Annotated in this window: 13 protein-coding genes; 4 read left to right on the top strand and 9 right to left on the bottom strand. The window is 63.1% G+C overall.

The window, feature by feature from the left end; translation table 11 throughout:
* Positions 1–41 precede the first annotated feature (41 nt).
* Complete coding sequence (locus ACJ8HH_RS03005; protein WP_033646888.1) at positions 42–881, top strand: helix-turn-helix transcriptional regulator; 840 nt, start codon at positions 42–44, stop codon at positions 879–881.
* Here the strand turns inward: ACJ8HH_RS03005 and ACJ8HH_RS03000 are convergent.
* From ACJ8HH_RS03000 to prpB, 4 genes are all read right to left on the bottom strand, one after another.
* The gene (locus ACJ8HH_RS03000; protein ID WP_033646890.1) at positions 878–1,507 is read right to left on the bottom strand and encodes a LysE family translocator; all 630 of its coding nucleotides are present in this window, start codon (positions 1,505–1,507) and stop codon (positions 878–880) included. The genes ACJ8HH_RS03005 and ACJ8HH_RS03000 overlap by 4 nt on opposite strands.
* 79 nt (positions 1,508–1,586) lie before the next feature.
* Positions 1,587–3,038, bottom strand: coding sequence for a bifunctional 2-methylcitrate dehydratase/aconitate hydratase (locus ACJ8HH_RS02995; protein WP_060430588.1), 1,452 nt, complete (start codon positions 3,036–3,038; stop codon positions 1,587–1,589).
* 57 nt (positions 3,039–3,095) lie between these two features.
* Positions 3,096–4,259 carry a bifunctional 2-methylcitrate synthase/citrate synthase gene (gene prpC / locus ACJ8HH_RS02990; protein ID WP_033646891.1) on the bottom strand — a complete coding sequence of 388 codons (1,164 nt, stop codon included), beginning with the start codon at positions 4,257–4,259 and terminating at the stop codon, positions 3,096–3,098.
* 33 nt (positions 4,260–4,292) lie between these two features.
* Complete coding sequence (gene prpB, locus ACJ8HH_RS02985; RefSeq protein WP_033646893.1) at positions 4,293–5,183, bottom strand: methylisocitrate lyase; 891 nt, start codon at positions 5,181–5,183, stop codon at positions 4,293–4,295.
* Positions 5,184–5,428: 245 nt separating this feature from the next.
* Here prpB and prpR point away from each other — a divergent pair, with 245 nt between their 5' ends.
* Positions 5,429–7,018: a propionate catabolism operon regulatory protein PrpR gene (gene prpR / locus ACJ8HH_RS02980; protein WP_033646895.1), complete on the top strand. Its 1,590-nt coding sequence runs from the start codon at positions 5,429–5,431 to the stop codon at positions 7,016–7,018.
* Between the two features lie 3 nt (positions 7,019–7,021).
* Here prpR and ACJ8HH_RS02975 read toward each other — a convergent pair whose 3' ends face one another.
* Positions 7,022–7,930: a DMT family transporter gene (locus ACJ8HH_RS02975; RefSeq protein ID WP_033637645.1), complete on the bottom strand. Its 909-nt coding sequence runs from the start codon at positions 7,928–7,930 to the stop codon at positions 7,022–7,024.
* A 136-nt stretch (positions 7,931–8,066) separates the two neighbouring features.
* Between ACJ8HH_RS02975 and ACJ8HH_RS02970 the strand changes: the two genes are divergently transcribed.
* The gene (locus ACJ8HH_RS02970; RefSeq protein ID WP_033646897.1) at positions 8,067–8,501 is read left to right on the top strand and encodes an Lrp/AsnC family transcriptional regulator; all 435 of its coding nucleotides are present in this window, start codon (positions 8,067–8,069) and stop codon (positions 8,499–8,501) included.
* On the opposite strand, the gene dinG is transcribed toward ACJ8HH_RS02970, so the two are convergent.
* From dinG to ACJ8HH_RS02950, 4 genes are all read right to left on the bottom strand, one after another.
* Positions 8,502–10,700 carry an ATP-dependent DNA helicase DinG gene (gene dinG, locus ACJ8HH_RS02965; RefSeq protein ID WP_033646901.1) on the bottom strand — a complete coding sequence of 733 codons (2,199 nt, stop codon included), beginning with the start codon at positions 10,698–10,700 and terminating at the stop codon, positions 8,502–8,504. It abuts the gene before it with no gap.
* Between the two features lie 66 nt (positions 10,701–10,766).
* Positions 10,767–11,159, bottom strand: a complete 393-nt coding sequence (locus ACJ8HH_RS02960; protein WP_060451415.1) for a tautomerase family protein — start codon at positions 11,157–11,159, stop codon at positions 10,767–10,769.
* Complete coding sequence (locus ACJ8HH_RS02955) at positions 11,149–11,481, bottom strand: carboxymuconolactone decarboxylase family protein (RefSeq protein WP_060440415.1); 333 nt, start codon at positions 11,479–11,481, stop codon at positions 11,149–11,151. The genes ACJ8HH_RS02960 and ACJ8HH_RS02955 overlap by 11 nt, the downstream gene beginning before the upstream one ends.
* 124 nt (positions 11,482–11,605) lie before the next feature.
* Positions 11,606–12,262, bottom strand: a complete 657-nt coding sequence (locus ACJ8HH_RS02950) for a glutathione S-transferase family protein (RefSeq protein ID WP_060387445.1) — start codon at positions 12,260–12,262, stop codon at positions 11,606–11,608.
* Positions 12,263–12,503: 241 nt separating this feature from the next.
* Here ACJ8HH_RS02950 and ompC point away from each other — a divergent pair, with 241 nt between their 5' ends.
* On the top strand, positions 12,504–13,601 hold the full coding sequence (gene ompC, locus ACJ8HH_RS02945; protein ID WP_033646909.1) for a porin OmpC: 1,098 nt from the start codon (positions 12,504–12,506) through the stop codon (positions 13,599–13,601).
* Positions 13,602–13,688: the final 87 nt, after the last annotated feature.

The following is a 13,688-nucleotide window of genomic DNA, read 5'->3' as shown; positions in this document are numbered from 1 at the left end:
TAGCCACTTATACTATTACTAACAGCAACAGGACGGCCGCCATGCCCCCACGCACCCTCGAGCGCACTCGCCACGAACTGGCGGATTTTCTGCGTCAAAAACGAGAACAGCTGTCGCCGCAGGCGGTCGGTTTGCCGAGCGGCAGCCGCCGCCGCACGCCGGGATTGCGGCGCGAGGAGGTCGCGGCGCTGGCCGGCGTCGGCCTTACCTGGTACACCTGGCTGGAACAAGGCAGGGAAATCAATGCGTCGGTGGCGTTTTTGGAAAACCTGGCGCGGGTGCTGCAGCTCGACGCCGCCGGCCGCTACCACCTGTTTTTATTGGCGCATCAGCGCCCGCCGGTGCCGGTCGGCCATCAGTGGTGCCAGGTCTCGCCGCTGGTGCGGCGGCTGCTGGACGATTTGGCGCTGCGGCCGGCCTACGTCATGAACCTGAGTTGGGACATCATCGCCTGGAACCCGGCGGCGCAGCGGCTGTTCGCCATCGCCGAACGCCCGCCGGAAGAGCGCAACATGTTGTGGATGCTGTTTGCCGATCCGCAGCTCAATGCGCGCCTGCTGGAGTGGCGGGCGCAGGCGCCGCAAATCCTGGCCAGCTTCCGCCGCGACTACGCTCGCGCGCCGGAGGATGAGGTGATGCGCCAACGGGTACAGGCGCTGGAGCGGGTGTCGCCGCAGTTCCGCCAGCTCTGGCGGCAGCACGACATTCACGGGCGCTGCCAGGGACGGCGCAGCTTCGCCATCCCGGAAATCGGCCCGGTCACCTTTGACCACGCCTCTTTCATCGTCGACGAAGAGAATCACCTGCGGCTGGTGATGTACAGCGCGCTGCCGGACGAACCGGCCAGCGCGGCGTTTGAAGCACTGCTGCACGAGGGTTAGCGGCGGCTGTCGAAAATGAGCTTGCAGGCCAGCCCGGCGAACACCCCGCTCAGCAGGTAGTTCGGCCAGCGGGTGCTGAAGCGGCGGCCGGCAAAGCGGCTTTTCATGCCGCTGACCGCCAGGATCACCCCGCCGTTAATCAGCAAGCCCACCAGATTCAGCACCGTCGCCAGCGCCAGCATCTGCACCACCACCGAGCCTGAACGCGGATCGATAAACTGCGGAAACAGCGCCAGCACGAACAGCGCCATTTTCGGGTTGAGGATATTGGTGAACAGCCCCTGGCGGAAGATGCGCGCCGTCGGCACCGCCTGCAACCCGGCGGAAGCCTGCAAACTGCTGCCGGATCGCAGCGTTTTCCACGCCAGATAGAGCAGATAGGCGGCGCCCAGCATTCTCACCGCGTCGTAAGCCAGCGGCACCGCGACGAACAGTTGCGACAACCCCAGCGCCGCCGCCAGCGCGTGACAATACGTGCCGAGCTGAATGCCCGCCAGCGAAGCGAAACCGGCGCGCCGCCCCTGGCTGACGCTGCGCGAAGCGATCAGCAGCATATCCGGGCCGGGGGTCAGCGCCAGCGCCACGCAGGCACCGGAAAACAACAACAGCGTTGCGGCATCAATCATGAATCACCTGATAAGAAGACGGACGGGAATGGAGCGTCCATCATAGCGGCGCCGACGTGGCTTGTCAGCGCCGCTCGCGTCAGATCACCCACAGATCGAGATACTCGTTGACCGGCATCTGCGCCAGCCGCTGCCGGTCCAGCGACACCTCGAGAATGCGCTGCTGCTGCAGAGCCGGGAACTGGCGCGCCAGGTTGGTTTTGAACTTCTCGACCAGCAGCGGGATGCCCTCTTCGCGCCGCCGCGCATGGCCGATAGGATACTCCACCGCCACCTCATCCAGACGGCTGCCGTCGGTAAACTCCACCGTCAGCGCATTGGCGATCGATCGTTTTTCCGGATCGTGATAATCGCGGGTGAAGGCGGGATCTTCATGGCAGCGGATCTTGCCGCGCAACGCATCGATGCGCGGATCCTCGGCCACCCGATCCTCGTAGTCCGCGGCCGTCAGCCGGCCGAACAGCAGCGGGATCGCCACCATATACTGAATGCAGTGATCGCGATCCGCCGGGTTATCCAGCGGCCCATGCTTGTCGATAATGCGCAGGCAGGCCTCGTGGGTGCGGATGCTTACCCTGGCGATGTCGGCGGCGGTTTTGCCGGCGGCCTGCATCTGGCGGTGCAGCGTCATGGCCGCCTCCACGGCGGTCTGGGCATGGAACTCCGCCGGGAACGAAATTTTAAACAGCACGTTCTCCATCACATACGCGCCGTACGGCCGCTGGAAGCGGAAAGGTTTGCCGTTGAAAGAGACGTCGTAGAACCCCCAGGTCGGCGCCGTCAGCGCCGAGGGATAGCCCATCTCGCCGGTGGCAGCCATCAGCGCCAGCCGCACCGCGCGGGCGGTCGCATCCCCCGCCGCCCAGGATTTGCGGGTGCCGGCGTTCGGCGCGTGGCGATAGGTACGCAGCGACTGCCCGTCCACCCACGCCAGCGACACCGCGTTCAGGATCTCCGCCCGGCTCAGGCCGAGCATCTGCGCCACCACCGCGGTGGACGCCACCTTCACCAGCAGCACGTGATCCAACCCCACCCGGTTAAAGGCATTTTCCAGCGCCAGGCAGCCCTGGATCTCATGCGCCTTGATCATGGCGATCAGCACCTGCCGCATGGTCAGCGGCGCTTTGCCCGCCGCCACCGCCTGGCGCGAGAGCCAGTCGGCCACCGCCAGGATCCCGCCCAGGTTGTCCGACGGGTGCCCCCACTCCGCCGCCAGCCAGGTATCGTTGAAGTCGAGCCAGCGAATCATGGCGCCGATATTGAACGCCGCCTGCACCGGATCCAGCTGGAAGCGGGTACCCGGCACCCGGCTGCCGTTCAGCACCTCGGCGCCCGGCACCACCGGCCCCAGCAGTTTCTTGCAGGCCGGATAGCTCAGCGCCTCCAGCCCGCAGCCGAGGGTATCGAGCAGGCAATAGTGGGCGGTGCGGTACGCCGCCGGGGTATCGACGGCCTCTTTCATCACATAATCGACGATATCGACCATTTCGCGATCGAACGGCGGACGGCGGGTATTGGCAGACTCAAGCATCATGATTCCCAAAGGCTCCATAGTGAAAACGACACGATAGCGATCGGCGCTCAGCGCTCAGCGCTGATCCAGCGGTACGAACGCCCGCGCTTCCGGCCCGGTATAGTTGGCGGACGGGCGAATGATTTTGTTGTCCTGCCGTTGCTCGATGATGTGCGCCGACCAGCCGCTCACCCGCGCCATGACAAACAGCGGCGTGAACATTTCGGTGGGCACCCCCAGCTGGTGATAAGACACCGCCGAGAACCAGTCGAGGTTGGGGAACATCTTTTTGGTGTCGCGCATCACGCTTTCCAGCCGATCGGCGATGTCATACAGCTTCATCGCCCCCGCCTCCCGCGACAGGCGCAGCGCGATCTCTTTGATCACCTGATGGCGCGGATCGGAGACGGTGTACACCGGGTGCCCGAAGCCGATCACCACCTCTTTGTTGTCGATGCGGCGGCGAATGTCGGCCTCCGCTTCGTCCGGCGTTTCATAGCGTTGCTGGATCTCCAGCGACACCTCGTTGGCGCCGCCGTGCTTCGGCCCACGCAGCGCGCCAATGGCGCCGACGATCGCCGAATAGACGTCGGATCCGGTGCCGGCGATCACCCGGCCGGCGAAGGTCGAGGCGTTGAACTCATGCTCGGCGTACAGGATCAATGACGCGTGCATCGCCTGCTCCCAACTGGCGGAAGGCGCTTCGCCGTGCAGCAGGTGCAGGAAGTGGCCGCCGATGGAGTCGTCGTCGGTCTCCGGCTGAATGCGCTCGCCGTTGTGGCTGTAGTGATACCAATACAGCAGCATCGATCCCAGCGACGCCAGCAGCCGGTCGGCGATGTCGCGCGCGCCGGCCGCGCCGTGCTGCTCTTTTTCCGGCAGCGTGCAGCCAAGGGCCGAGACGCCGGTACGCATCACGTCCATCGGGTGAGACGCCGCAGGCAACGCCTCGAGCACCGTGCGCACGCTGGCGGGCAGGCCGCGCAGGGCTTTGAGACGGTGTTTGTAGGCCTGTAGCTCATCGCGGTTGGGCAACTTGCCGTGGATCAGCAGGTGGGCGACCTCTTCAAACTCGCAGTGGCGCGCGAGATCGAGAATGTCGTAACCGCGATAGTGCAGATCGTTGCCGCTGCGCCCTACGGAGCACAGCGCGGTATTCCCGGCGGGCACGCCGGATAACGCCACGGATTTTTTCGGCTTAACGCCAGTCGGGCTTTGCGGGGGGATCGCTTGGCTCATACCGTCCTCGTTTGGCTTGTGCGTGAATGGCGCCTATTCGTCGCGTTGGCGAGCGAACAGGGCGTCGAGTTTCTCTTCGAACAAATAGTAGTTGATGCTTTCGTACAGCTCGTTGCGGGTCTGCATGGTGTCGATGACGCTTTTCTGCGTGCCCTCCTCGCGCAAAGCGCGGTACACCCGCTCCGCCGCGCGGTTCATTGCCCGGAAGGCCGACAGCGGATACAGCGCCATATCCACCTGGGCGCTGCGCAGCTCGTCGGTGGTAAACAGCGGCGTCGCGCCGAATTCGGTGATATTGGCCAGGATCGGCACCTGCGTCGCCTCAGCAAAGCGGCGGTACATGCCCAGCTCGGTGATCGCTTCCGGAAACAGCATGTCGGCCCCGGCCGCCACGTAAGCCTGAGCGCGCTCGATGGCCGCCTCCAGCCCCTCCACCGCCAGCGCATCGGTGCGCGCCATGATCACGAAGTCCGGATCGCTGCGCGCATCCACCGCCGCCTTGATGCGATCCACCATCTCTCCGGTGGAAACGATGGCCTTATTGGGGCGATGGCCGCAGCGCTTGGCGCCGACCTGATCTTCGATATGCAGCGCCGCCGCCCCGGCCTTGCTCACCGATCGCACCGTGCGGGCGACGTTGAACGCCGAAGCGCCGAAACCGCTGTCGACATCCACCAGCAGCGGCAGCGGGCAAACGTCGGTGATGCGGCGAATGTCGGTCAGCACATCGTCCAAGGTCGAAATGCCCAGATCCGGCAGCCCCAACGAACCGGCCGCCACGCCGCCGCCGGAAAGGTAGATGGCCTGGAATCCGGCCCGCTGGGCCAGCAGCGCATGGTTGGCGTTGATCGCGCCGGCGATTTGCAGGGGTTTTTCTTTACTCAGGGCCTGGCGAAAGGCGAGCCCGGGTGAGCGCAGCGTCATGACGTTTTCTCCGATTAGCCAGATGAAACAGACAGAGCAAGGGGCGGGCCAGGTTGCACTTCGGTGAGGGGAAAAATTAAAATCGATAAAAATAAGCGAGTTACAACATCTGCAGCGCCATTGGCCAGACAAAGAGGTAAAAAACGTTTCAGCCAACGTTTCAATCGCTGTTTCACGCAGAAAATTTGAAACATAACTGAAACCGGGCTACACCTAATGCAGCTACTTCCATTCGGTAACCCACCATGAGCGATCACGTCACGCCGGACAAACCGGTGATCTGGACCGTCTCCATCACCCGCCTGTTCGATCTGTTCCGAGACATCAGCCTCGAGTTCGACCATCTGGCGACCATCATCCCGATCCGCCTCGGCTTTGAGGAGGCGGTGCAGCACATCCGCGCCCGCCTGGCTACCGAGCCTTGCGACGCCATCATCGCCGCCGGCTCCAACGGCGCCTACCTGAAAAGCCGCCTGTCGGTGCCGGTCATCCTGGTCAAGCCCGGCGGCTTCGACCTGCTGCAGGCGCTGAGCAAGGCGCGCAGAACCGCCGATCGGATCGGCGTCATCACCTATAAAACCCCTCTGCCCGCGCTGCTGGAGTTCCAGCAGACCTTCGATCTGCCGCTTGAGCAGCGCAGCTACGTCACCGAAGAGGACGCGCGCGGCCAGATCGCCGAGCTGAAAGCCGCCGGCATTCAGGCCGTGGTTGGAGCGGGCCTCATCAGCGAGTTGGCGGAAGAGGCTGGGCTCACCGCCATTTTTCTCTATTCCGCCGCCACCCTGCGCGCCGCCTTCAGCGATGCGCTGGACGTGACGCGCCTGATGCAGGGCGGCGGCAAACGCGGCGGCGATTACGCCACGCGTAATACCCTGCAGCCGCGCTACGGGCTGAGCGATTTGCAAGGCGACTCCCCGCAGATAGAGCAGACGCGGCGCACCATCATGCTGTACGCCCGCTCGCCGGCGGCGGTATTAATTGAAGGAGAAACCGGCACCGGCAAGGAGCTGGCGGCGCAGGCGATCCACCGGGAATACTTTTCCCGGCGCGGCGCGCCGGCCAGAGGCGCGACGCCGCCGTTCGTCGCCATCAACTGCGGCGCCATCGCCGAATCGCTGCTGGAGGCGGAGCTGTTCGGCTATGAGGAAGGCGCCTTTACCGGCTCACGGCGCGGCGGCCGACGTGGGCTGCTGGAAACCGCCAACGGCGGCACCCTGTTTCTGGATGAGATCGGCGAAATGCCGCTGCACCTGCAAACCCGGTTGTTGCGCGCGCTGGAAGAGAAAACCGTCACCCGGGTGGGTGGGCAACAGCCGGTAACGGTCGACTTTCGCGTCATCAGCGCCACCCACAGCCACCTGGAGCAGGCGATTCAACGGGGCGACTTTCGCGCCGATCTGTTCTACCGCCTGAGCGCCCTGCGGCTGCAGCTGCCGCCATTGCGGGCGCGCGGCGACGATATCGCGATGCTGGCGGAACACTTTCTGAAGCGGTCGCTGGCGGCGCTCGACGTGCCGCTGACGGAGCCGCTGCGCGCCGCCCTGGCCGGCTGTTACGCCGCGCTGAGTCATTACGCCTGGCCCGGCAACCTGCGCGAACTGCGCAACATGATGGAGCGGGTGGCGCTGATGCTGAGCACCGGCACCGCGCCGAGCGGCGAGACGCTGCGCTGGCTGCTGCCGGAGCTGGCGGCGGCCACGCCGCCCGAGACACCACCAGCGCCCGTCTCCGCCCACGAAGCGCTGGCGCGGTGCAGGGGCGACCACGCCGCCGCCGCCCGATTGCTCGGGATCAGCCGCACCACCTTATGGCGCCGGCTGAAAAAAACGAACTGAGCATCAGCCGGCGCGCCGGCCGTCCGAGGCCGGCAGCAGTCGCGCTCGCCGCTCGCCCAGCAGGTTCATGCCCGCCGCCGCCAGCAGGATGATCGCCGCGCCCAGCAGTTGCCAAGCCGACAGCCGGTGGCCAAACGCCAGGCGATCCACCAGCATGGCGGCGATCGGGTAGATGAACGACAGCGAGCCGATCAGGTTGGTCGGCAGCTTCTGCAGCGCGCCGTACATCAGCACGTACATCAGGCCGGTGTGCAGCACGCCGAGCGTCGCCAGCATGCCCCACTGCCCAGCGCTGGCCGAAACGTGGAAATCCACCAGCGGCAACAGCATCACCGCCCCTACCGCCACCTGGATCAGCGCAATAAGATGCGGCGGCGTGCCCTTCAGCCGCTTGGCCGCCAGCGCCATCAGGGCGTAGAAAAACGCCGCCCCGAGCGCCAGCGCGATGCCCGCCAAATAATGACTCTGTTCCCCCGCCTGCCGCGGCTGCGCCAGCACCACCAGCATCATGCCGCCGAACGCCAGCCCCAGCCACAGCAGCTTGCGGGCGGTCAGCCGTTCCCCCAGAAACAGCGCCCCCAGCCCCACCAGCATAAACGGCTGGGTGTTGTACACCGCCGTGGCGATGGAGATAGAGGCATAGGAATAGGCGGCAAACAGCAGCAGCCAGTTGATCACCAGCGCCACCCCACCGGCGATCGCCAGCAGCAGCGTGGCGCGCGTCAGCACATCGCGCCGCAGCTGCCCCAGCGCGCCGCACACCGCCAGCAGCACCAGCGCCCCCACCGCGCAGCGCCAAAACACCACGTTGACCACCGGCTGGCCGGACATCAGCACAAACCAGCCGATGGAGCCGGAAATCAGCATCGCCGCCGTCATCTCCAGCGAGCCGCGTTTTATCTCTGCATTCATTCTGCGTTCCTCCAAACTTGCCCAGAGGCATAGCTTGCGGCTTCGCCGAGCGGCTTTCCATAGCATAAAAAAGGCAGATATGCTTAACTGCCTTTTTCTCGTAGCTATAATAAAGAAAACACCTAACGGAGCCGTTATGGATGATATCGATCGCCAGATCCTGACTCTTTTGGCGCAGGACGCGCGCGCGTCGTTGAAGACGCTGAGCGCGCAGGTGGGGCTGTCGTCGCCGAGCACGTCGGAAAGGCTGCGGCGGCTGGAGGAAAGCGGCGTGATCCAGGGCTATACCCTGAACGTCAACCTACAGGCGGTGGGCTACGCCTTCGAGTCACTGGTGCGCATCAAGCCGCTGCCGGGCATGCTGAAGAAGGTTGAACAGCTGATTCAGGCGATTCCGGAAGTGGTCGAATGCGACAAGGTGACCGGCGAAGACTGCTTTATCGTGCGGCTGGTGGCGCACTCGATGGCGCAGCTCGACCACACCCTCGATCGGCTGGCCGAGCATGCGCAGAGCAACACCTCGATCGTGAAAACCACGCCGGTCAAACGCCGCCTGCCGCCGCTGCTCTAATTAACGCCGCCGCTTGCGGGCGAACGGATTGCCGCGCTTCTTCTCTTTTTTGGCCGCGTCGGCGGCGGATTTCAACGCCGCCAGATGCGCCTTGTCGGCCTCCGGCACCGCGCGCTGTTCGATCGGGAACACCGGCAGCGACGCCAACAGCCGCGAACCGTAGTTTTTGGTCAACAGCCGGCGATCGTAGATCACGATCTCGCCGTAGCATTGGTTGCTGCGGATCAGGCGGCCGACCTGCTGGATCAGGTTGAACGAGGCGCTCGGCAGGCTCTGTACTTCGAACGGATAGCGCTTCAGCGATTTCAGCCACTCGCCTTCGGTAATGATCACCGGGCTGTCGATCGGCGGGAACGCAATTTTGTGAATGTGTACCTGGGTCAGCAGCTCGCCTTTCAGATCCAGCCCTTCGGCGAACGATTGCAGCCCCACCAGCACGCTGGCGACGCCCTTCTCCACCCGCTTGCGGTGCTCTTCTACCAGCCGGTAGCGCGGCTGGTCGCCCTGCACCAGCAGCATCAGCCGCAGATCGGTCACGTAGCTGAGGAAAGTCTGCATCGCCCGGTGGCTGCTGAACAGGATCAGCATGCCTTTGTGTTTGCCGCTCGCCTGCTCGGCGCGGAAACATCGCGCCATCTCCTCAAGGTGCTCCGCCTCGTTGGCGAGCGCCGGTTCAAAGCGCATCTGCGGAATGACAATCTTGCCCTGTTCGACGTGATTGAACGGCGAAGAGAGCGTTTCGAAACGATCGCCGGCCTTCTCGCTCAGCCCGCTCATCTCCTGCAAACGCGCGAAGCTGTTCAGCGAACGCAGCGTGGCCGAGGTGACCACCACGTGCGGCACCTTGCGCCACAGCAGCTTCTCCAGCTGGTCGCTGACGCGGATGCCGACGCAGTGCAGGTAAAGATGGGTGACGTTATCGCGCAGCTCGCGCGTGACCCATTTGGAGATCGGCGCGTTGGACGATTTGTCGAGCGCCGCCAGCCGCCACAGCTTGCTCATCGCCTCCAGATAGCCCAGCGTGCGGCTCATCTGAATGATCGACCGGTGCAGGCGCACGATGTCATGCTTGCCGGTCTGCTCGGTGAGATCGTTAAGCACGAACTCCGCCAGCCCGCGCAGCGCGTCGGTCAGTTTGAACAACCGTGCGCAGCTCTCCACCATCTCCGCCGGCAGCTCGCCCATCTCGAAACGGTGCTCGGCCGCCACGCTGTCGCCGGGCAGATAGGCGCTGACCTGATGCTCGAAGATCTGCACCAGCTCGCGCAGCTCCTCGCAATGGTTCTTCAGCCGCTCGCTGTTGGCCAGCCCCGGCGGATTCTTCGGCCGGTACTGCGTCATGCACTGCTCGACCTGGCGCACGATCATGTCCAGCTGCAGGTTGGTCGACAGCGCGGTGATTTCCCCGTCGATCTCCAGCGCGTCGCGCGCCACCTCCGGCAAATGGTGGCCTTCGTCCAGCACCAGCAGCAGCTCTTTCGGGTTCGGCAGCACCGATTCCGTCTCCAGCGCCGCCATCACCAGGGCGTGGTTGGCCACCACCACGTCGGCGCTCTCGATCTCTTTGCGGGCGATATAGAACGGGCATTCGCGAATGTAGTGGCAGTTGCGCCCCAGGCAGTTGGCCTTGTCGGTGCTCAGCTTGGCCCACAAAGGATCGTCGATGCTCTGCTGATAGTGATCGCGCAGCCCGTCCCACTCGAAGCGGGCCAGCGCCTTAGTCAGTTTCTGACACAGCGCCTGCTCTTCACCGCTGGACGGCGCCAGCTCATCGTCGAGGAACAACGTCAGATCGCCCTGTTGGCTAACGTCGGTGCTCATCGCCGCCAGGTTGCGCGGGCAGACGTAACGCCCGCGGCCAAAGGCGCCGGTAAATTTCAGATCGGGGATAATCTTCTTCAGCAGCGGCAAATCCTTGCTGTAGATCTGGTCCTGCAGCGCCACGTTGGCGGTGCTGACCACCAGCGGTTTGCTCTCCGCTCGCCCGACGGCGATGCCCGGGATCAGGTAAGACAGCGTTTTGCCGACGCCGGTCGGCGCCTCGATCGCCAGATGGCGCGGGTAGTCACCGGCCAGCGTCTTCGCCACCTCGGCGATCATCTGGCGCTGGGGCGCGCGGGAAATGAAATCCGGTATTTGCTGCTGCAGGGCTTTGTACCACTGGCCAATCTGATCTTTAACTGCGGAGGAGAGCGCCATTCAACTCTTATCTAAACGAAATGATGGCGCTATTGTCCCACAGACCGCCCGCGGCGTCAGCCCGAGTTACGTCTGCGGATCGATCATCGAGGCGCGCCCGGCGCTGAACGACCACTCGTCTAACTGGGTGGTGGTGATCACCACCATCACATCCTCGGGGCGCAGCCGCAGGTTTTCCGCCAGCAGCGCCGCCAACCGCCCGTAGAAGCGCCGCTTGGTGTCGGTGTCGCGCGGCCGCCCGGCGGTAATGTAAAACAGCACGAAATCCGCGCTGCGCGGCCCGCCGAGATAGTCGCGATCGTAGATAAGCTCACCGGGGCGGTATTGATCGATCACCTGAAATTTATCCGTCGGCGGCACCTCAAAGGTCTCCACCAGCGCCTGATGCAGGCTGTCGGACAGGGTTTGCAGATAATCGGCGGACTTGCCCTGATGCAGGGCGATACGGCTAAAGGGCATGATTGGCCTCCTGTTCCAGCTCGCGCAGGCGCGCCACTGCCGACGCCGCCGCGGGCCAGCCGGCGTAGAACGCCAGATGGGTGATGAGCTCGGCCAGCTGCTGACGCGTCACGCCGTTGCGCTGCGCCAGCTGCAGGTGAAACGGCAGCTGTTCCACGCGGTTGAGCGCCACCAGCGCGGCGACGGTAATCAGGCTGCGCTCGCGCGGGCTCAGCGCCGGCCGCTGCCAAATATCGTCAAACAACACTCTGTCGCTGAGCTGCGCCAGCTTGGGGGCAATATCGCCGAACGCCTGTTGCCCAGCCTGGGATTCTGATGGCATCACACTCTCCTGTCAGTTGCGGATAGCCTTACGCTACCCGCCGCCGCAGCGAGTGAAAATCGGGATTTTCGGCAGTCTCGGTTCAGAAAAACGGGAGGGTTCCCCGCCGGGCGGCGGGGAGGCATCACGATTCCAGCGGGGCAACGCCGTCGAACTGCGCGCTCAGCAGCGCATTCAGCGCCGGCCGCTGTTCCACCCGTTCAGCGATGGCGTACAGCCGCGGACAGTGTTGCCGGAACCACGCGCGGCCCGGCCGCCAGTGGCACATCACCGCCACGTACAGATCCAACGCGCTGAAGCTCTTGCCGAGAAACCACGGGCCCGCTGCGCCGGCGGCGGCGTTCAGCTGCTGCAATAAACGCTCGCGATAAGCCATTACCGCGTTTTTCAGCTGTTCCGCCCCCGCCGCCTGCGGCTGCCAGCGCTGCGGATGGTCGGCATAGGTGAAGGTGGGGTAAATCTCCGCGTTGATGAACAGCAGCCAGCGCAAAAAACGCGGCAACAGCGGCGAGCCGCCGGGCGGCGCCAGTTCGGCGTGCGGCGCGCGATCGTGCAGCAGCAGAATGATCGCCGCACTCTCCGTCATCACTTCGTCATTGGGCAACACTAAGGTGGGCACCTGGCCCAACGGGTTCAGCGCCAGCAGGCGATCGCGCTCCGGGCCGTCCTGCGTGTAGTCCACCTCCTCATAGCCCCAGGGGAAAGCGGTCAACACCAACGCGGCGGCCACGATCGTCGAGCCGCAGCCCTGCGTGCCGAACAAAGTATAAGTATCGTGCATGATTCCTCCCGCAGCGGAACAAGGTATCGATAACTGTAGACCAGCCGCCGACCGTCGGCCGAAGAAAAAATTCACTCTTTACGCGACTTTTTTAATCGTTCGACATGAAAATGAATTTTTTGTCATAAATAGATCACATTACTACGGTAAAAATTCTCCGCCGCCAACAATCAGGCGGCACAGTAAAACAGCAATGCAACTGATGATAAGCGTCTTTCAATCGAATAAAGCAGGGTAACCCATGAAACGTAATCTTCTGGCCGTTATTATTCCGGCACTTTTACTTGCGCAAGCGGCACAGGCAGCAGAAATCTACAATAAAGACGGCAACAAACTCGATTTTTACGGTCGTGTAAAGGCCCTGCATTATTTCTCCGATGATGCCGGCAACGACGGTGATAAAACCTACGTGCGTATCGGCTTTAAAGGCGCGACTCAGATTAACGATATGCTGACCGGCTACGGCCAGTGGGAATATCAGATCGCCGCCAACCACACGGAATCCGACGGCACTAAAGACACCAAAACGCGTCTGGGCTTCGCCGGTCTGAAATATAAGGATCTCGGTTCCTTCGACTACGGCCGCAACTACGGCATCATTTACGACGTCGGCGCCTGGACGGATATGATCCCTGAATTCGGCGACGATGCTTACATCAAGACCGACAACTTTATGAACGGCCGTACCAACGGCGTCGCCACCTACCGCAATAACAACTTCTTCGGACTGGTCGACGGCCTGAAATTTGCCGTGCAGTACCAGGGCAAGAACGAAAACGACGGCCGCTCCGCCAGCAAGGCGAACGGCGACGGCTGGGGCCTCTCCTCCAGCTACGAAATCATCGACGGCCTGAGCGTGGGCGCCGCCTATGCCTCTTCCAACCGCACCACCACGCAAAAAGCGGGCACCTTCGGTAAAGGCGACAAGGCCGATATCTGGGCCGGTGGTCTGAAATACGACAACAACAACGTCTACCTGGCCGCGACTTATTCGCAGAGCCGCAATATCGCGCCTATTTCCGGCACCGCCACCATCAATAACAACGCCACTTCCGTTAGCGGCTTCGCCAATAAAGCGGAAGGGATTGAATTGGTCGCACAATATCAGTTCGACTTCGGTCTGCGCCCATCGCTGGGTTACGTTCAGCAGAAAGGCAAAGATATTGAAGGCATCGGCGACGTCGATCTGGTGAAATATTTCGACGTGGCGGCAACCTATTACTTCAACAAAAACATGTCCACTTATGTCGAATATAAAATCAACCAGCTCGATGACGACAACAAGCTGGGTCTGAAAAACGACGACGTGGTTGTTGTCGCCCTGACCTACCAGTTCTGATGTGATGAATGAATAACCACCACTGCAAACTTTAGCGTCACTTGATACCCAGAGTTTTATTTCGCCGGGCGGCTGCGTCCGGCTTTT

The organism is Serratia sp. CY32780 (genome assembly GCF_052169135.1).
In the GTDB taxonomy this organism is placed as follows: Bacteria; Pseudomonadota; Gammaproteobacteria; order Enterobacterales; family Enterobacteriaceae; genus Serratia; species Serratia sarumanii.
This window is presented reverse-complemented; position numbering and strand designations above follow the sequence as displayed.